This window comes from Allobosea sp. 10L422, assembly GCF_056395345.1.
On the sequence record NZ_JBFTJI010000006.1, the window covers coordinates 124,183 to 143,151 of the forward strand.

Consider the following 18,969-nt stretch of genomic DNA (forward strand, 5'->3'; position numbering starts at 1 on the left):
CTTGGAAACCCATTTGAGTGCTCGATTCACAAACGTCGTTAACGCCTCGTTCACCATCAAGTCGCTTCTTGGAGTGGGTGAGACCGCCCATGCGGCGATCCGATGTTCACGAGTTGCCCATGCCCCAGAGCGCGATCGATACCGAGCATCTTCACCGCCAGACCGGCGGCGATCATGAGCTCGAGCGCGAATTGCTCACCCTGTTCGCCCAGCAATGCGTGGCGCATCTTCGCACCATCCACGGCAGCGCGGACACGCAAGCTCGGATGGACGCGGCGCACACCTTGAAGGGCGCTGCCCGCGCCATTGGCGCCTGGCAGGTCGCCCAAGCGGCAGATCGGATCGAGCACAGCCTCGGCGATGCGGAGCCGCGTCTGACCGAGAGCGCTCTCGATGAACTAGCCCTGGCCGCCGCCGAGGCACGGGCGGCGATCGCGCGCTTCGACTGCGCGGCCTGAACCGGCGCTGCGGCGGAAAAGCCCGTTCCGTGCCGCTTTGAAATGCTCTAAGCGAGGCCGTCATAGCGCGCCGGAGTTTCTTATGCCGAACATCACCTTCATCGACGCTCACGGAGAGAGCCGCACCGTCGAGGGCGAAACGGGCTCCACGGTGATGGAAACGGCGATCCGCAACGCGATTCCCGGTATCGAGGCCGAATGTGGCGGCGCCTGCGCCTGCGCCACCTGCCACGTCTATGTCGACGATGCCTGGATGGAAGCCGTCGGCCATGCCGAGCCGATGGAAGAGGACATGCTGGACTTCGCCTTCGACGTCCGGCCGACCTCGCGTCTCTCCTGCCAGATCCGGATCAGAGACAATCTTGACGGGCTGGTCGTGCGCACCCCCGCGCGCCAGGGTTGAAACTCCGCTGACCGACCGGCGCGCGGCGCCCTGCCGCAGCGCGCATTTTGCGCTGGATCATGGCGCGCGTGCTGGCAAACTCCAGAATGGTTCTGCAACCAGCCTTGGAGGATACGATGTACAAGTCGATTCTGGTTCCCGTCGATCTGGCGGAGGCCGATCTAGCCAAGCCAGCGATCGCTGCCGCCGTATCCTTCGCCAAGATATCGGGCGGCGTGGTGCGGCTGGTCTATGTCCGCTCGCTGATCCCTGTCACGTACATGGAATTCGTCCCTGCTGATTTCGATTCCGAACAGCAGCAGGACGCCGAAGCGAAGCTTGCCGAAATCGCTGCCACGGTCGACCTGCCGGCCGATCAGGTCTCGGCGAAGGTGCTGTTGGGCTCGGTCCATGGCGAGGTGCTGGCCGAGGCTGATGCGGCCGGGGCCGATCTCATCGTCATCGGCTCGCACGAGCCCGGCATGCTGGCCTACGTCATCGGCTCGAACGCCTCCGCCATCGTGCGCCGGGCCAAGTCCTCGGTGCTGGTGGTGCGCTGAGCGTTAGCCGGGGCGGCCGGGAACGAGGCTGTCGGGCACTTCGCCGGTCGCGAGTTCGCGCGGCCGGTTGAGGCTGACGAGCGGCCAGACCTGCCAGAACGAGGCCGCGACCAGCAGCAGGCCGAGCAGCCCGGCATTGGTCGCTCCCTGCTGGAAGGCGCGCAACGTGAAGGCGGCGAGCATCAGCAGCGACACCGCGCCCACGAACACGACGCCGAGCCAGAGCGGCTTCGGCCGCCCGGCGACGAAGCGGGCGCGCGGGTTGGCCCGTGCGATTGCGGCTGACAATGCCGAGACGAAGCGGTGATAGCGCGCATCGTCGCGATCGAGGTCCGTCAGCGAGCGCCATGACAGGTTGCCGAAAGTCACGGTCCGGCCGTCGCTGAGCCTTAGCTGCGTCTTGTAGCCCTTGGACGAGATGTTGCCTGGCGCATAGACGAAACGCACCTGCTCGACGGCGCTGAGCCTGACGCTGTCGACGCGGCGCGTCCGATCGATCTCGAGGGTGTCGCCGTCGAGCCTGTAGCTGATCTCGAATCCGACAGGCTTCGGGCGTTGGCGCCAGCTCGGGGCAGGGGCGTCGTCGTCGTGGTTGTTCGTCATGGCGGGCAGTTAGAGCATTCCGGCCGCCCAAGGGAAGCGGGCCGATCGTCGTGGTTCAGCGCGCCAGAACTCTCATCGCACCATCGAGGCCGTCGAGCGTCAGCGGGAACATGCGTCCGCCCATCAACCCGCCGATTTGACGGATCGATTGCGTATAGTTCCACAGATGCTGCTGGACCGGATTGAGCCAGACCGATTTCGGGAACTTGTTCACCAGCCTGTTCATCCAGACCTCGCCGGCCTCCTCGTTCCAGTGCTCGACCGAGCCGCCGGGCATCGCGATCTCGTAGGGACTCATCGAGGCATCGCCGACGAAGACGAGGCGGTAATCGGCCGGATAGGTCCGCAGCACGTCCCAAGTCGGGATGATCTGGTCGTGACGGCGGCGGTTCTCTTTCCAGACGCGCTCATAGGGGCAGTTGTGGAAGTAGAAATGCTCGAAATGCTTGAACTCGGCCCGCGCCGCCGAGAACAGCTCCTCGGCCAGCTCGATATGCCAGTCCATCGAGCCGCCGACATCGAGGAAGAGCAGCACCTTCACGGCGTTGCGTCGCTCCGGCCGCAGCTTGACGTCGAGATAGCCGTGCTTGGCCGTCTCGCTGATCGTGTTGTCGAGGTCGAGTTCCTCGGCCGCGCCCGTACGGGCGAAGCGGCGCAGCCGCCTCAATGCGACGCGCAGGTTACGCACGCCGAGCTCGCGCGTGTCGTCGAAATCCTTGAACTCGCGCTTGTCCCAGACCTTCACCGCTCGGAAATTGCGGTTCTTGTCCTGACCGATGCGGATGCCTTCGGGATTGTAGCCATAGGCGCCATAGGGTGAGGTGCCGCCGGTGCCGATCCATTTGTTGCCGCCCTGGTGACGGTCCTTCTGCTCTGCGAGCCGCTGCTTCAGCGTCTCCCAGAGCTTGTCCCAGCCCAGCGCATCAATCTGCGCCTTTTCCTCGTCGGTCAGGAATTTCTCGGCGAGCTTGCGCAGCCATTCCTCGGGAATGCCGGCTTCCTCGATCGCCTGGCCCAGCGTCTCCATGCCCTTGAATACCTGGGCAAAGACCTGGTCGAACTTGTCGAGATGGCGCTCGTCCTTCACCAGCGTAGCGCGGGCGAGATAGTAGAATTCGTCGACCTTGTGCTCGGCGAGGTCGGCCTCGACGCCTTCGAGCAGCGTCAGATATTCGCGCAGGGTCACGGGGACCTTGGCGGCGCGCAGATCGGTGAAGAGGCGAAGGAACATGGAGCCAGCGTCATTCTCGGGCGGAGCGAAGCGTAGACCCGAGAATCTCGTCGAAGAGATGCTCGGGTCAAGTCCGAGCATGACGGCGAGACTCAAGCGGCGTTCGCGCTAGGGAACGCGAACGCCGCTCGATCCCGATGGATGGCGTTACGCCACCGCGTCGGCGAGGTCCTTGGTGACCTTGAACTTCACGACGGTCTTGGCCGGAACCTTGATGGTCGCGCCGGTCGACGGATTGCGGGCCTCGCGGGCCTCGCGCTTGGCGGCGGAGAGCTTGCCGATGCCGCCGAGCGTGACGTCGTCGCCGCTCTTGAGTGTCTTGGCGACGGTCGTGCCGAGAGAGGCCAGGATGGCGGAGACGTCCGCCTTCGTCTTGCCGGTCTCATCCGCGATGGCGGCGATCAGTTCGTTCTTGGTCATGAAATCCTCCTTGAGAAGGTGCTTCAGGCGTCGCGTGCTGGACTACGGCCGTTCATGCTCGTTTCCGACACGAGCGACCGCGACACATGGATGCTATTCGCGGCGCGCAACTCACGCAGTTGCCACGGTTATCGCGGAAAGACGATGCCCGCGGCGGTAGATACGCACAGGAAACGGCTTCGTTCCGTCGATAATAGGGTCGATAATGCCGATTTCTACGGGGGTAGGCACTCCCGGGACCATTCCCTGACGGTGAAAGGCAAACAAGGACCTGCGAATCGTGCCGCCGGCGGGAGCAAGCCCGCCGGCGCCGATGGAGAGCGGAATCAGGCCTGGATGCCGTCGACGTACCAGTCCATCTTGGAGAGCATCTCGTCGCTCGCCGTCTCGCCGGCCTTGAGGCGAACCTCGCCCTTCTGATCCTTCAGTTCGCCGGTGAAGGGGTGCAGCGTGCCGGCAGAGATGCTCTTGATCACCTCGTCGGCGGCCGCGCGTGCCGCGGGCGTGACCGCGTCGTTGTACGGCGCGATCCTGACCATTCCTGCCTTCAGGCCGCCCCAGACGTCGCCGGTCTTCCAGCTGCCGTCCATGACATCCTTGACGCGCTTGATGTAGTAGCCCGACCAGTCGTCGACGATGGCGGTGAGATGGGCCTTCGGCGCGAAGGCCTTCATATCGGAGGCCTGGCCGAAGGCGAAGACGCCGCGCTGCTCGGCCGCCTGCAGCGGAGCCGCCGAGTCGGTGTGCTGCGTGATCATGTCCGCGCCCTGGTCGATCAGCGCCTTGGCGGCGTCGGCTTCCTTGGCGGGGTCGTACCAGGTCGAGGCCCAGACGACCTTGGTCTTGAAGTTCGGGTTCACCTTCCGAGCGGCGAGGTGGAAGGCGTTGATGCCCATCACCACCTCCGGGATCGGGAAGGAGGCGACGTAGCCGGCCTGACCGGTCTTCGACATGTGGCCGGCGATGGTGCCGATCACGGCGCGGCCCTCATAGAAGCGCGCATTGTAGGTGGCGACGTTCTCGGCGCGCATATAGCCGGTGGCGTGCTCGAACTTGATCTTCGGGAACTGCTTGGCGACCTGGATCGTCGGGTTCATGAACCCGAAGGAGGTCGAGAAGATCAGCTGGTTGCCGGCCTGGGCGAGCTGGCGCAGTGCGCGGGCGGCATCAGGGCCTTCCGCGACGTTCTCGATGAAGCTGGTCTTGATCTTCGCGCCGTATTCCTTTTCCAGCGCGAGCCGGCCCTGGTCATGCGTCCAGGTGTAGCCGTGGTCGCCGATGGGGCCGACATAGATGAAGCCCACGCCGAGCGGCGACTGTGCCGAGGCGCCGCGGCCGAGGATCGGCAGGGTGGTGGCTGCGGCCGCGCCGAAGGTCAGCCTGCGGCGGGTGATGATGCTGGTCATGTCCTATAACTCCCCGTAGTCGGATGCGGCGTCAGGACGCCGAGAAGGGTTTGCCGAGGCAGGCAGGCGCGTCGAGCCGGCCGGTCTTTCGTCCTAGCGACATCATGGTCAGAACCGCAATGGTCGCAAGGTAGGGGGCCATCGCCAGCACCTCCGGCGCGAGCCAGGTCACGCCGGCGGCCTTGGCCTGTAATTCGAGCGTCATCACGGCACCGAAGAGATAGGCGCCGAGCAGCAGTCGCCCCGGCTTCCAGGCCGAGAACACGACGAGCGCCAGCGCGATCCAGCCGCGTCCGGCGGTCAGCCGGTCCGCCCACATCGGCGTCAGCGCCAGCGAGAAATAGGCGCCGCCGAGCCCGGCCAACGCACCGCCGAAGGCGATCGCCGCGTAGCGGATCGCGATCACGGGATAGCCGATGGCGTGGGCGGAGGCATCGTTCTCGCCGACAGCGCGCAGAATAAGTCCCGGGCGCGTGCGGTGCAGGAAGTAGCTGACGCCCGCGACGAGTGCCAGCGAGAGATAGACGAGGATGTCGTGGCCGAAGATCACCCGGAGCAGCGGGTGTTCCGAAAGCGCCGCCGGAAACACCGGCTGCAGGCGCGTCACGGTGCGCCCGACGAAGCCGGCGCCGATCAGGGAGGAGGCGCCGATGCCGAAGATCGTCAGCGCGAGGCCCGTCGCGACCTGATTGGCCATCAGCGAGAGGGCGAGCACGGCAAAGACCATCGAGGCAGCGATACCGGCGCAGGCGGCCGCGACGAGGCCAATGCCAGTGCTGCCGGTCGAGAAGGCGACGGCGAAGCCGGCGACCGCGCCGCACAGCATCATGCCCTCGACGCCGAGGTTGAGCACGCCTGCCTTCTCGGCGACGAGCTCGCCCAGCGCCGCCAGCAGCAACGGCGTCGAAGCCGCGATCAGGGTCATCAGGATGGAGACGAGCATGGCCGTCGTCATGCGCTCCCCCTCGTCATTCCGGGGCATCGCGAAGCGATGAGCCCGGAACCCATGAACACAGGTTCTTGTCCAGATATGCTAGCCCGAACCCGGCGATTCCTGCGGCTTGGCCGGTGTTCATGGGTTCCGGGCTCGGCCCTGCGGGCCGCCCCGGAATGACGGCGAGGTTCCGTCGCGAAACGCATCACACCGCCCTCCGCTTCCAGACGATGCGCCAGCGGACCAGCACGTCCGTCGCGAGCAGCATGAACAGCAGCGTGGCCTGGAACATGCCGGTCGCGGCCTGCGGCAGCCGAACCGTCGATTGCGCGATCTCGCCGCCGACATAGGTCGCGGCCAGCACGAGGCCGCCGAAGACGATGCCGAGCGGATTGAGCCGGCCGAGGAAGGCGACGATGATCGCGGTGAAGCCGTAGCCGACCGGGAATTGCGGGGTGAGCTGCCCGAAGGGGCCGGCTGCCTCGAACAGCCCGGCGAGGCCGGCGAGCGCGCCGCTGATCAGCAGCGTCGCCCAGGTCGCGCGTGCGGCGCTGAAACCGCCATGGCGGGCGGCGGCGGGCGCAAGGCCGACGACCTTGATGGCATAGCCGGCGGTGGTCTTCTCCATCAGCAGCCAGGCGATGACGGCAAGGACGAGCGCGACCGGGATACCGAGATGGACGAGCGAGCCTTCGAGCACCGTCGGCAGCGTCTGGTCGGCCGTGAACATCCGCGTTTGCGGGAAATTGAAGCCGTCCGGGTCCTTCCACGGTCCGCGCACGAGGAAATACAGGAACTGGACCGCGACATAGGTCAGCATCAGGCTGGTCAGGATCTCGCTGACCTGCAGCTTGACGCGCAGGAAGGCGGGGATCGCGGCCCAGGCCATGCCACCGAGGATGCCGGCCAATACCATCGCGGGCAGGATCCACCAGCCGGTCATGTCGTAGGTCGCGAGCGCGACGCTGGTACCGGCGATGGCGCCCATGATGTATTGCCCCTCCGCGCCGATGTTCCAGACATTGGCGCGGAAGCCGATGGCCAGCCCAAGCGCGATCATGATGAGCGGCGCGCCCTTGACGCCGATATCGGCCCAGCGCTGCGGCTCCAGGAACGGCGTCAGAAAAATGCTCCCGACCGCATGGAAGCCGTCATAGCCCATGGCGGTGAAGACGATCATGCCGAGCAGCATGGTCAGACCGATCGCGATCAACGGGCTCAAGGCCAGCATCAGCGTGCTCGGCTCGCGGCGGCGGCGCCATTCAAGCATGAACGGCTCCCTCCGCGCCGTGGACGCCGCCCATCATCAGGCCGATCTCGTCGATGCCGAGGCTCGCGACCGGGCGCGGCGCCGAGAGCCGGCCTTCATTGATGACGCAGAGCCGGTCGGCAAGCTCGAGCAATTCGTCGAGATCCTGCGAGATCACCACCACAGCCGAGCCCTTGGCGGCGAGGTCGACGAGTTCCTGCCGGATCGCGGCGGCGGCGCCCGCATCGACCCCCCAGGTCGGCTGCGAGACCACGAGCACGGCCGGCTGCTGGCCGATCTCGCGGCCCATGATGAATTTCTGCAGATTGCCGCCCGAGAGCGAGCGGGCGAGCGCGGCATTGCCGGTGGTCCTGACATCGAAGAGCTTGATGACGCCATCGGCGAAGCGCCGGACGGCGCCCCGGCTGATGAAGCCGTGCGGCGCCAATGGAAGCCTGTGGCGCGCGGTCAGGACACCGTTGTCGGCGAGCGAGAAATCGGGCACCGCGGCGTGGCCGTTTCGCTCTTCGGGCACGCAGGCGAGGCCGAGCGCCCGGCGCGTCCCGGCGCCCTCCAGGCCGATGGCCCTGCCGTCGAGCCTGATCGCCTCGGCCCAGCCGGCGAGTTGCTCGCCCGAGAGCGCGGTCAGCAGCTCGGCCTGTCCGTTGCCGGCGACGCCGGCGATACCGAGGATCTCGCCCGCCCGCGCCTCGAAGGTAACGTTCTCCAGATCGGTGCCGAAAGGCGGCTCGCCCGGCAGCGAAAGCCCCTTGGCCTCCAATCGGACAGCGCCGCTGCCGGCCGTCTTGCCGTGCTCGATCTTGCGCAGCTCCGCGCCGATCATCAACTCGGCCATGCGCTTGGTCGTCTCGACCTTTGGATCGCAGGTCGCGACCACGCGCCCGCCGCGCAGGATGGTGGCGCTGTCGCAGAGCGCTTTGATCTCATGCAGCTTGTGCGAAATGTAGAGGATCGAGCAGCCCTGCGCCGCGATTTGGCGCAGCGTCTCGAACAGGCGCTCCACCTCCTGCGGCGTCAGCACCGAGGTGGGTTCGTCCATGATCAGCAGTTTCGGTTTCTGCAGCAGGCAGCGCACGATCTCGATGCGCTGGCGCTCGCCGACCGAGAGCGTATGCACCTCCCGCTCCGGATCCAGCGGCAGCGAGTAGGATTGCAGGATCGCCGCGACGCGGCGCTTCAGCTCCTCGCGATCCACCGCTTCGTCGAGCCCGAGCGCGATGTTCTCGATCACGGTCATCGCGTCGAACAGCGAGAAATGCTGGAAGACCATGCCGATGCCGAGCTTGCGCGCCGCCTTGGGCGACGGAATCGAGACGGCCGAGCCATTCCAGTGGATCGTGCCTTCGTCGGCCTGCTGCACGCCGTAGATGATCTTGACCAGCGTAGACTTGCCGGCGCCGTTCTCGCCGAGCAGGGCGTGGATCTCGCCGGGCCTGACGCTCAGGCTGATGTCTTCATTGGCTTTGACGCCGGGAAAGCTCTTGGAGATATGGGCGAGCGCCAGCCGCGGCGGCACTTCCTGCTCACGCGGCTGATTCATGTCTCGGGCGTCTCCCTCTCGCCGGTTCCCGGCGGCCAAGCAAGCAACGCACCAGCTCGGCTGTCGTCAAGGCCGCGATCACCTCCGGGCGCTTGTCGTCCACATCGGAACCGCCGATCGGGCAGGTCAATCGTGCCAGAGCCTCGCGTCGGCCGCCGCTGCGCAGAAAACTCGACTCGAAGCGGGCGCGCTTGGTCGCCGAGCCGATCATGCCGACATAGGCCGCATCGCCGCGCGCCAGCGCCGCCTCTGTCAGCCGGTAGTCCAGCGCGTGGCTGTGCGAGAGCACGACGAAGGCGGCCTTTGCCGGAGCGCTCGCGACCGCATCGACGGGATCGGCCATGCGGATGCAGGTGACGGCGGCTGGCAGCCCGCCCATGACGTCGTCGCGATCGTCGATCAGCGAAACCGAGAAGGGCAGGGGCGCCAGCGCATGGGCCAGGGCCCTGCCGGTATGGCCGGCGCCGAAGATCAGCACCGGTGGCCGCGCCGCTGCCTCCGCTTTCTCGCGGGCGCTGAACAGGGCGATCTCGGCCGTACCGGCATGGCGCAGCGAAACACGGACCCGCCCCCCGCAGCACTGTCCCATCTGCGGGCCAAGCGGAATGTCGAGCAGTTGGTCCTCGGCGCCCTCGCTCAGCATGTGCCGGGCGAGGTCGATGCAGTGGAATTCGAGTTGCCCGCCGCCGATCGTCCCGGCGATGGCACCGGGGCTCACGGCCATGCGGGCGCCGACCTCGCGCGGCGTTGAGCCTTCCGCCGCTTCGATCCGGACGAGCACGACGCCTTCGCGCTGATGGACATCAAGGAAGGCGGCGAGGGTCATGCGCTGCTCACCCGTCATTCCGGGGCAGGCCGCAGGCCTGAGCCCGGAACCCATAACCACAGGTCGAGAAGGAAAGGGCAGGCACTGTGACGCTCTTTCGAACGTCGTCGGCGGTTATGGGTTCCGGGCTCTCCGCTGCGCGAAGCCCCGGAATGACGGGGGAGGTTCCGAACCTCATCGCCCAGCCTCCGCCCGGACTCGCTCCACTGCATCCAGCACCCGCTCGGGCGTCGCCGGCGCATCGAGGCGCGGGCAGATCCGATAGTCGCCCACGCTCGCCACCGCATCCGACAGCGCGTGCAGAACCGAGATCGCCAGCATCAGCGGCGGCTCGCCCACCGCCTTGGAGCGGTGGATCGTCGGCTCGCGGTTCGGCGCATTCTCCAGCAGGTGGACGTTGAAGATGCGCGGCCGGTCGGAGGCGACGGGAATCTTGTAGGTTGAGGGCGCATGGGTCCAGAGCCGGCCCTTTTTATCCCAGACCAGCTCTTCGGTCGTCAGCCAGCCCATGCCCTGCACGAAGCCGCCCTCGATCTGGCCCTTGTCGATCGCGGGGTTCAGCGACTGCCCGCAATCATGGAGGATGTCGACACGCTCGACCTTGTATTCGCCGGTSAGCGTGTCGATCGCGACCTCGGCAGCMGCSGCGCCATAGGCGAAATAGTAGAAGGGGTGGCCGCGCCCGGCCTTGCGATCCCAATGAATCTTGGGGGTGGCGTAGAAGCCCGTCGCCGAAAGCTGGACGCGCGCCATATAGGCGGCGGCGACAAGTTCCTTGAAGGCGATCTCGCGAGCGCCGATCTTCACGCGCCCCTGCAGGAAGGCGATATCCTCTGGCAGTTCCTGCCAGTGCTTCGCGGCGAAGGCGGTGAGCCGCTTCTTGATCGTCTCGCAGGCGTCGAGCGCCGCCATGCCGTTGAGATCGGAGCCGGAGGAGGCGGCGGTGGCCGAGGTGTTCGGCACCTTGCCGGTCGTGGTCGCGGTGATCTTGATCTGGTCTAGCCCGATGCCGAAGGAATGGGCCACGACTTGCGCCACCTTGATGTAGAGCCCTTGCCCCATCTCGGTGCCGCCGTGGTTCAGCGCGACCGTGCCGTCCGTATAGACATGCACCAGCGCCCCGGCCTGATTGAACCAGGTCGCGGTGAAGGAGATGCCGAATTTCACCGGCGTCAGTGCGATTCCGCGCTTGACGATGGGGCTCGTTGCGTTCGCCTCGCGGATTGCCGTCTTGCGCGCCTGGTAGTCGCAGCGCCGCTCCAGATCGGCGATGATTTCGGCCGCGATGTTATCCTCGACCGTCTGGTGATAGGGCGTGACGTCGCGGCCTGCCCCGCCATAGAGATTGCGCCGCCGCACCTCCAGCGGGTCGAGCCCGGTCGCAAAGGCGACCTCCTCGATGAAGCGCTCGGCCCCGACCATGCCCTGCGGCCCGCCGAAGCCCCGGAAGGCCGTGTTCGAGCAGGTGTTGGTGAAGAGTGGCTCGGAGCGCGCGCGCACCGCCGGGTAGAAATAGCAATTATCCATGTGGAAGAGGGCGCGGTCGGTTACCGGCCCCGACAGGTCGGCGTTCCAGCCGCAGCGCGCTGCATAGACGGCATCGAGCGCATGGATGCGGCCGTCGTCGTCGAAGCCGATCTCGTAGTCGCAGACGAAATCATGGCGCTTGCCGGTGATCGCCATGTCGTCGTCGCGATCGGGCCGGAGCTTGATCGGCCGTTTGAGCTTGCGGGCGCAGAGCGCGGCGACGCAGGCGAAGAGATTGGCCTGCGTCTCCTTGCCGCCAAAGCCGCCGCCCATGCGCCGGACCTCGACCGTCACCGCATGCGAGCCGACGCCGAGCACGGCGGCGACCATGTGCTGGACCTCGCTCGGATGCTGGGTCGAGACCAGCACGGCCATGTCCTCGTCCTCGCCGGGGATCGCCAGCGCGACTTGGCTTTCGAGGTAGAAATGCTCCTGCCCGCCGATCGTCATCGAGCCCTTCAGCCGGCGCGGGCTCTCTGCGAGCGCGGCCGCGACATCGCCCCGTTCCAACTTGAGCGGCGCGGTGACCAGCTTGCCTCCCGCTTCGCGCGCGGTGGCGATGTCGATCAGCGGCTCTTCCTCGGCATACTCCGCCTTCGCCAGCGTTGCGGCGCGGCGTGCCTGCTCGCGCGTCTCTGCCGCCACGGCGAAGAGCGGCTGGCCGTGGAACAGGATGGCCTCGGTCGCGAAGACCGGTTCGTCATGCAGATGCGTCGAGGAGATGTCGTTGGCGCCGGGGATGTCCGCCGCCGTCAGCACGGCGACGACGCCCGGCGCGGCACGCACCGCCGTGAGATCAAGTGACCGCAATTTGCCATGGGCGATGGCGCTCGTGCCGAGATAGGCATGAAGCAGCCCTTCGGGCGCGGCGATGTCGTCGATATAAACAGCTTCGCCCGCGACATGCTTGGGCGCGGAGTCATGGATGCGGGCGCTGCCCACAGGGCCGCTCTCCAGTGCGATATCGAGCTTGTGGCGTGCGTCAGCCATGGGTGGCCTCCGCCAGCAGGCCGGCGACCCGCGTTTCGGTCGCGGGCTGCGTCGTCTCGATCAGAAAACGGCGCAGCAGGTTGCCGGCGATCTTCAGCCGATAATGCGCCGAGGCGCGCATGTCGTCGAGCGGTGAGAAATCCTGCGCCAGCGCGGCGACGGCGGCTGCGACGGCGCCGTCGTCCCACGCGCGGCCCACCAGGGCGGCCTCGGCAGCCGCCGCCCGCTTCGGGACGCCGGCCATGCCGCCATAGGCGAGGCGGGCTTCGCCGATGCGGCCATCCGGGCCGAGCTGCAGTCGGAAGGTGCTGCAGACGGCCGAGATATCCTCGTCGAAGCGTTTCGAGACCTTGGAGGCGTGGAAGAGCATCCCGGGGGCCAGCTTCGGCACCAGCACGGCCTCGACGAATTCGCCGTGGCGCCGGTCCTGCTTGCGATAGTCGAGGAAGAAGCGTTCGAGCGGTATGACGCGGCGCTCGATGCCGGCCTCGGCGCGTCGCGCCAGCACCAGCGTCGCGCCGAGCGCGATCAGGGCCGGCGGCAGGTCCCCGATCGGCGAACCATTGGCGATATTGCCGCCGACCGTGCCGGCATTGCGTACCTGCTCGCCGCCGAAGCGCCGCATCAATTCGTCGAGCTGCGGCGAAAGCCCGGCCAGCGCTGCGCGGACGTCGATATGGCCGGCCATCGCGCCGAAGCGGAGATGATCGCCCTCATCGGTGATCGCCCGCAGAGCCTCTACGCGTCCGAGATAGATCACCGGGTCGAGGCGCTTCATGGCCTTGGTGACCCAGAGCCCGACATCCGTCGCGCCGGCGACCAACGTCGCCTGCGGATGCGCGGCAATCACATTGGCGAGCGCCTCGACCGTCGCCGGGGCGTAGAAGCGCCCGCCTTCGCCCCGCAGGGCCAGCGTTTCCGTATCGTTCAGCGCGGCGAGTCTGTTCGCCACGGCCCCGCGTTCCTGCAGGAAGCGATCCGCATCCCGCGGCGCGATCTCGTCCATGCGGCGGCCTGCGGCAATGATCGGTTCGTAGCCGGTGCAGCGGCAGAGGTTACCGGCCAACGCATCCTCGATGCGCCCTGTGCTCGGCTCGACCTCGTTGAGCCTGAGCGCCAGCAACGACATCACGAAGCCTGGCGTGCAGAAGCCGCATTGCGAGCCGTGGCATTCCACCATCGCCTGCTGGACCGGGTGGAGGCTGCCATCCGTGCTCTTCAGATGCTCGACGGTCAGAACCTGGCAGCCGTCCAGCGTCGGCAGGAAGCGGATGCAGGCATTGATCGCCTCGTATCGCAGATTGCCGCGGTCGAGCCGGCCGACGACGACGGTGCAGGCGCCGCAATCGCCTTCGGCGCAGCCCTCCTTCGTGCCGGTCATGCGCTGGTCGAGGCGCAGCCAGTCGAGCACGGTCAAAGTCGGGTCGCAGCGGTCGAGTTCGACCAACCTGTCGCCGAGCAGGAAGCGCAAGGTCTCACGCATCCCGCCCGCTCCGCTCGCATAGCCATTTCATGCCTGCAGATTAGGCACGATCCGCGCTTGGCCGGAAGCTTCGATTTGGTGCAGATGTGATGTGGAATTGTGCCGGAGTTGCCCGCCGTGACTGCACCCGCCGCCCTGCGCGCCCTGCGTGGCCGCCTGCTCTGGTTCGTCGATGATCCGGAAACAGCAGGCGAGGCTGCGCATCGCTATGTCCCCGACGGGCTGCTGGTCATCGAGAACGGTATGATCAAGGCGGCCGGCGAGGCGCGGGATTTGCTGCGGACGCTGCCGGCCGATGCCGAGATCATCGACCATCGCCCGCATCTGATCATGCCGGGTTTCATCGACGCGCACATCCACATGCCGCAGACGCAAGTTGTCGCCTCCTACGGCGCGCAACTGATGGAGTGGCTGAACAAATACACCTTCGTCGAGGAGCAGAAGCTCGCGCAGCAGGGACATGCCGAGAAGCTCTCGCGCTTCTTCCTCGACGAGCTCTTGGCAAACGGCACGACCACGGCGGCAGTCTATTGCTCAGTCCATCCGCAATCGGCCGAAGCCTTCTTTGCCGAATCTCAGCGCCGCAATACCCGCATGATCGCCGGCAAGGTGATGATGGACCGCAACGCGCCGGAGGCGCTGACCGACACGGCCGAGAGCGGCTATCGCGATTCGAAGGCGCTGATCGCGCGCTGGCACGGCAAGGGCCGGCAGCTCTACGCCATCACCCCGCGCTTCGCGATCACCTCGACGCCCGAACAGATGGCGGCGGCAGGAAGGCTCGCCGCGGAGCATCCCGACTGCCATGTCCAGACCCATATCGACGAGAACCGGGCCGAGATCGCCTTGGCCAGCGAGCTTTTTCCGCAGGCGGCCGATTATGCCGACATCTACCGGGGCTACGGGCTGCTCGGGCCTAAGAGCCTGATGGGGCACTGCATCCACATGACCCACAACGAATGGCAGGCCTTTGCTGAGACCGGCGCGGTTGCGGTGTTCTGCCCGACCTCGAACCTGTTCCTGGGCTCCGGCCTATTCGACTGGGCCCATGCCCGGCAGCGCGGCGTGGAGGTCGCCGTTGCGACCGATATCGGCGGCGGCACCTCCTATTCGATGCTGCGGACCATGGCCGAGGCCTACAAGGTGCTGCAGTTGCAGGGGCAGTCGCTTTCCGCTTTCGCGGCGCTTCACGCGATCACGCGCGGCAATGCCGTCGCGCTCGGCCTCGACCATCTGATCGGAGACTTCGAGCCTGGCCGCGAGGCGGATGTCGTCGTGCTCGACACCGGGGCGACACGCGCGATGGCCCATCGCATGGAGACGGTGCGCGATCTCGCGGAGGAGCTGTTTGTGCTCGTCACGCTCGGCGACGAGCGTAACGTGGCCGCGACCTATGTGATGGGGGAGCGGGCAGAGCGGCCCGGGGACGCCGTTTAGCGCCGCCCGTCATGGTCGGGCTCGTCCCGACCATCCACGTCTTTCTTCGTCGAGGGCGACGTTCACGGCGTGGATGCTCGCCACAAGGGCGAGCACGACAACGAGATACGCAGTGGCCTGCGATTTCAGCCCAGGACGCCGCCCTTGCGGGCGTAGGCGATATAGATCTCACGCAGGCGCAGCGCGGTCGGGCCGGGGGCGCCGTTATGGATCGTGTGGCCGTCGATCGAGGTCACCGGCATGACGAGGCTGGTCGCGGAGGTGATGAAGGCCTCCTCGGCATCGAGCGCCTCCTCCAGCGTGAACTCGCGCTCCTCGAAGGCGAAACCGGATTCCGCGAGATAGGCCAGCACCGCCTTGCGGGTGATGCCCGGCAGCACCTTGTTCGAGAGCGGGCGCGAGATCAGCGTCTTGCCCTTGACGATCCAGGCGGTGGAGGAGGCACCCTCCGTCACCACGCCGTCCTCGATCAGCCAGGCCTCCTGCGCCCCGCTCTCCAGCGCGAACTGCTTGGCGAGCACCGGCGCGAGCAGGTTGACGCTCTTGATGTCGCGGCGGGCCCAGCGCAGGTCCGGCGTCGAGACGACCTTGATGCCGGTCTTCGCCGTCGGCGCGTTCACGAAATTGCGGGCCTGGGTGAACATCACCAGCGTAGGCGCGACATCCTTCGGGAAGGGGAAGTCGCGATCGGCCGCGCCGCGCGAGACCTGCAGATAGATGCCGCCTTCGTCGAGGTTGTTGCGCTTGATCAGCTCCTCATGGATCGCGACGAGCTCGGCCTTCGACCAAGGCAGCGCAAGCCGGATCTCGCCGCAGGAGCGCTCGAGGCGGGCCAGATGCGCCTCGCAGTCGACGAGCTTGCCGCCGATCACGGCCGAAACCTCGTAGATGCCGTCACCGAAGATGAAGCCGCGATCGAACACGGAAATCTTGGCATCCTCCTCGGGGAGGTAGGCGCCATTGACATAGACGATACGGCTCATCGCTGCGGACCCGCTGGGTGGGAAAAGGACGCGCTCTTCCTAGCGGAGCTTCGCGGCGCTTGCGAGCATCAAGGCAGGGAAACGGCCCGGCGTCTGGCGCAGGGCGCAGTATTAGGCTTTCAGACTGAGGAACCGCGTCGGGATCGCACCGCGCAGGTTCTGCTCGAAGCCGACGAGCTTCGGCGAGACGAGATTCTTGGTCGAATAGTGCAGCAGCGGAATCCAGGGCTCTTCGCTGATGACGATGCTATCGGCCTCGCGCAGGATGAGGGCGCGCTTGGAGATGTCGAGTTCGTCGGCGGCGAGCTTCATCAGCGAGTCGAATTGCGGGTTGCCGTACTTGCCGATGTTGAACCCGACATTGTCGCTCTGGAACAGGAACAGGAAGTTCTGCGGGTCCGAATAATCGCCGATCCAGCCGTAGCGGGCGACGTCGAAATCGCCGCCTTCGCGCAGATAGGCGAAATGCGTCCGGTAGTCGGTCTCGACGAAGCGGGTCTCCACACCGATGGCGTGCCATTGTTCCGCGATCGCCTCGGCGGTGTGGCGGTTGTTGTCGGTCGTGTTGAAGCGGTATTCGATCCGCAGCGGAAAGCTGTTGCCGAAGCCGGCCGAGGCCAAAAGACGCTTGGCCTCCTCCTCACGCTCCAGTACCGAATTGTGCCGGAAGTCGAGTTCGGCCCGCTCGCCGTAATTGCCAATATGGGGTGGCACCACCCCATAGGCCGGCAGCATCGTACCGCCCCAGACCCGGTCGGCGATGAATTCGCGGTCGATCTGCAGCGAAAGAGCCCGGCGCACGCGGGCATCGTCGAAGGGCGGCTTGGCGCTGTTGAGGATCAGGAAATAGGTCGCGAGATAGGGGCCGATCCGAACCTGGTCTCCGAGTTTCTGGCGCAGTTGCTTGAACTGGTCTGCCGGAATGTCTGTCGTCAGATGCAACTCTCCGGCCTGGAAGCGCCGGGCCGCCGCCACGAGATCGGAGGCCGGATAGAAGATCACCGTGTCGATCTTCACATTGGCGGCGTCGTGGAAATGGGGGTTCCGATCGAGGCGGATATGCGAATTCGGGGCGAACTCCTTCAGCATGTAGGCGCCGTTGGTGATCCAGTTTTCTGGGCGCCCCGGTTCCTGCGTAGCCTTGGCCGTGCTGGCGGGATGGACGGGCAGCGTGCTCTGATGGGTCAGAAGCTCGAGCAGATAGGGCGTCGGCCGTTCGAGCGCGATCTCCAGCACGTGCTCGCCGGAAGCGACCACGCCGAGATCGTCGAGGGCGGAGCCGGTCGATGCCTTGTGGATCGGCTCGGCATTGCGGATCGGATAGAGCAGGTTGGCGTATCGCGCGCCGGTTTCCGGATCGAGGATACGGCGGAAGGAGTAGACGAAGTCGGCGGCACGTACCGGGTCGCCATTCGACCATTTCGCGTTGGGGCGCAGGTTGAAGCGCCAGCTCTTGCCGTCCGGGCTCATCGTCCAGCTCTCGGCGACGCCGGGCACGACCTCGCCCCTCATATTGTGGATGACGAGGCCTTCGCGCAGGTCGCGCAGCAGATGCGCTTCGGCGACGGTGGAGGTCTTGTGCGGATCGAGCGTTTCGGGGTCGCCGTCATTGCCCCGGTGGAAGACGATCCGGCTCTGGACCGCTTCGGCGCGGGTTGCGGCCAGGATGGCGGCGAATGCCAGAGGAGCTGTGCGGCGCGTGACGTCGAGCATGGCAACCTCCCTTGACCGGGCGCCGTTGCGAGCGATGCCCGACGGAGGGAAGTAGAACCCGCCTGAGTGAGTCTGCCAAGTCGGAAAAGCCGATCCTGCCTAGGGCGCGTCGACGGCTTGGTCGTTCTCGAAAGCCAGGCGGCAATCCTCGGCCTTCTTGCCGCAATCGGACAGCGCGTTGCGACGGGCTGCCTCGAGATCCTTTTCGCCGTAGCGGTAGGTGAAGCTCTTGCCGGTTCGGCTGACGGCCATCGCCTTTTCACCGGGCGCGCTGAAATAGTTCTCGAACACCGAAGCACGTCCTTCGAGGCCGATGCGGTCGAACTCCGTCTTCGGCCGTCCCGGAGAATGGGTCGGCAGATTCCAGGCGCGCAAAGAAGTGTCCATCTCCCGGAGCCAAACGAAGCGGGCTCTGCCGTTCTGCAAGGCGGCGTGGCCGCGTGGTTTGACCTCCGGCAACGCAATGAGACGTACGTCGCCGCCACGGTCGAGAGCCGCGCCCCGCATACGGTCGACGAGGAACGGCGGGAAGAGCTCGTCGTTGCCGGCATAGACCCAGAGCTGCGGCACGGTATCCTTCCACGGCCAGTGCCGGACGGTCGCGACGAGCGCGTCCCGGCCCTTCTCGACGCAGTCGCTGAGATCGAGCCCGCCGGCGACGTTGATCACGGCCTTCAGGCCGGGCGGCTTGCGTTGGGCCAGCGCCATGACTGCGGCGCCGCCCGCCGATTCACCCAAGGCGATGATGCGGTCGGGCGCGACGTCGGGTCGCTCTGTCAAAGCCTTGAGCGCGGCCTCGAGCTCCTTTGCGTCGCTCTCGAAACGCGGCACCATGTTGGGCAGGTCGCAACCCGCACCTTCCGTGGAGAAGGGGCCGTCCGATTGTCCAAAACCGCGCCGGACGACGACCGCGGCGATCCAGCCCCGGCGGGCGAGGTCGCGTGCGATGGCCGCATAACCGACGGCGCGCAGATCGCCCATCCTCGTATGACTCGGCGCCTTGCCATGCGTGATCAGCGCGAGTGGCAGACGGCCCGACGCGCGATCGGGGCGGACGACCAGGGTTTCGAGGCGAGCTACGCGGCCATCGATCTGGACGCGCAGGAAACCGGGCTCCTCGCGCAGCGGCTCCTGTGCCGGTGTCGCCGTCGCGGCCAGGCAAAGACCGATCGTGAGGGCCAGTAGAGCGCGTGGCAGGGGCATCGC

General features: G+C 66.5%; 17 protein-coding genes. 4 read left to right on the plus strand and 13 right to left on the minus strand.

What is annotated here, in order from left to right:
- Nucleotides 1-119 precede the first annotated feature (119 nt).
- The 3 genes from AC1DEZ_RS13995 to AC1DEZ_RS14005 all read left to right on the plus strand — a co-directional run bounded on the left by AC1DEZ_RS13995 (nucleotide 120) and on the right by AC1DEZ_RS14005 (nucleotide 1,400).
- Nucleotides 120-458 (plus strand): Hpt domain-containing protein, encoded by a 339-nt coding sequence (locus AC1DEZ_RS13995; RefSeq protein ID WP_441511092.1) that lies wholly within the window; start codon nucleotides 120-122, stop codon nucleotides 456-458.
- An 82-nt stretch (nucleotides 459-540) separates the two neighbouring features.
- Nucleotides 541-861, plus strand: coding sequence for a 2Fe-2S iron-sulfur cluster-binding protein (locus AC1DEZ_RS14000; RefSeq protein ID WP_441511093.1), 321 nt, complete (start codon nucleotides 541-543; stop codon nucleotides 859-861).
- Between the two features lie 116 nt (nucleotides 862-977).
- Nucleotides 978-1,400 (plus strand): universal stress protein, encoded by a 423-nt coding sequence (locus AC1DEZ_RS14005; RefSeq protein ID WP_441511094.1) that lies wholly within the window; start codon nucleotides 978-980, stop codon nucleotides 1,398-1,400.
- A gap of 3 nt (nucleotides 1,401-1,403) precedes the next feature.
- Here the strand turns inward: AC1DEZ_RS14005 and AC1DEZ_RS14010 are convergent, their stop codons facing one another.
- From AC1DEZ_RS14010 to xdhA, 10 genes are all read right to left on the minus strand, one after another.
- On the minus strand, nucleotides 1,404-2,003 hold the full coding sequence (locus tag AC1DEZ_RS14010; protein ID WP_441511095.1) for a hypothetical protein: 600 nt from the start codon (nucleotides 2,001-2,003) through the stop codon (nucleotides 1,404-1,406).
- 55 nt (nucleotides 2,004-2,058) lie between these two features.
- Entirely contained in the window at nucleotides 2,059-3,234 is a 1,176-nt protein-coding gene (locus AC1DEZ_RS14015) for a vWA domain-containing protein (protein ID WP_476779825.1), read from the minus strand.
- Between the two features lie 147 nt (nucleotides 3,235-3,381).
- The gene (locus AC1DEZ_RS14020) at nucleotides 3,382-3,654 is read right to left on the minus strand and encodes an HU family DNA-binding protein (RefSeq protein WP_265052451.1); all 273 of its coding nucleotides are present in this window, start codon (nucleotides 3,652-3,654) and stop codon (nucleotides 3,382-3,384) included.
- A 326-nt stretch (nucleotides 3,655-3,980) separates the two neighbouring features.
- The gene (locus tag AC1DEZ_RS14025; RefSeq protein WP_476779826.1) at nucleotides 3,981-5,060 is read right to left on the minus strand and encodes a BMP family ABC transporter substrate-binding protein; all 1,080 of its coding nucleotides are present in this window, start codon (nucleotides 5,058-5,060) and stop codon (nucleotides 3,981-3,983) included.
- A gap of 31 nt (nucleotides 5,061-5,091) precedes the next feature.
- Entirely contained in the window at nucleotides 5,092-6,015 is a 924-nt protein-coding gene (locus AC1DEZ_RS14030) for an ABC transporter permease (protein WP_441511098.1), read from the minus strand.
- Between the two features lie 184 nt (nucleotides 6,016-6,199).
- The gene (locus tag AC1DEZ_RS14035) at nucleotides 6,200-7,264 is read right to left on the minus strand and encodes an ABC transporter permease (protein ID WP_441511099.1); all 1,065 of its coding nucleotides are present in this window, start codon (nucleotides 7,262-7,264) and stop codon (nucleotides 6,200-6,202) included.
- A complete protein-coding gene (locus AC1DEZ_RS14040; RefSeq protein WP_441511100.1) occupies nucleotides 7,257-8,804 on the minus strand; it encodes an ABC transporter ATP-binding protein in 1,548 nt (515 codons plus the stop codon). The genes AC1DEZ_RS14035 and AC1DEZ_RS14040 overlap by 8 nt, the downstream gene beginning before the upstream one ends.
- The gene (xdhC, locus tag AC1DEZ_RS14045; RefSeq protein ID WP_441511101.1) at nucleotides 8,788-9,630 is read right to left on the minus strand and encodes a xanthine dehydrogenase accessory protein XdhC; all 843 of its coding nucleotides are present in this window, start codon (nucleotides 9,628-9,630) and stop codon (nucleotides 8,788-8,790) included. The genes AC1DEZ_RS14040 and xdhC overlap by 17 nt, the downstream gene beginning before the upstream one ends.
- 174 nt (nucleotides 9,631-9,804) lie before the next feature.
- Nucleotides 9,805-12,147: a xanthine dehydrogenase molybdopterin binding subunit gene (gene xdhB / locus AC1DEZ_RS14050; protein WP_441511102.1), complete on the minus strand. Its 2,343-nt coding sequence runs from the start codon at nucleotides 12,145-12,147 to the stop codon at nucleotides 9,805-9,807.
- Nucleotides 12,140-13,630 (minus strand): xanthine dehydrogenase small subunit, encoded by a 1,491-nt coding sequence (gene xdhA / locus AC1DEZ_RS14055; RefSeq protein ID WP_441511103.1) that lies wholly within the window; start codon nucleotides 13,628-13,630, stop codon nucleotides 12,140-12,142. Before xdhA ends, xdhB begins: the two co-directional genes overlap by 8 nt.
- A 117-nt stretch (nucleotides 13,631-13,747) precedes the next feature.
- Here xdhA and guaD point away from each other — a divergent pair, with 117 nt between their 5' ends.
- Nucleotides 13,748-15,067, plus strand: a complete 1,320-nt coding sequence (gene guaD, locus AC1DEZ_RS14060; protein WP_441511104.1) for a guanine deaminase — start codon at nucleotides 13,748-13,750, stop codon at nucleotides 15,065-15,067.
- A gap of 125 nt (nucleotides 15,068-15,192) precedes the next feature.
- Here guaD and AC1DEZ_RS14065 read toward each other — a convergent pair whose 3' ends face one another.
- From AC1DEZ_RS14065 to AC1DEZ_RS14075, 3 genes are all read right to left on the minus strand, one after another.
- A complete protein-coding gene (locus tag AC1DEZ_RS14065) occupies nucleotides 15,193-16,050 on the minus strand; it encodes a D-amino-acid transaminase (RefSeq protein WP_441511105.1) in 858 nt (285 codons plus the stop codon).
- A gap of 111 nt (nucleotides 16,051-16,161) precedes the next feature.
- The gene (locus tag AC1DEZ_RS14070; protein ID WP_441511106.1) at nucleotides 16,162-17,763 is read right to left on the minus strand and encodes a peptide ABC transporter substrate-binding protein; all 1,602 of its coding nucleotides are present in this window, start codon (nucleotides 17,761-17,763) and stop codon (nucleotides 16,162-16,164) included.
- Between the two features lie 99 nt (nucleotides 17,764-17,862).
- Nucleotides 17,863-18,966 (minus strand): alpha/beta hydrolase family protein, encoded by a 1,104-nt coding sequence (locus AC1DEZ_RS14075; protein WP_441511107.1) that lies wholly within the window; start codon nucleotides 18,964-18,966, stop codon nucleotides 17,863-17,865.
- Nucleotides 18,967-18,969 lie beyond the last annotated feature (3 nt).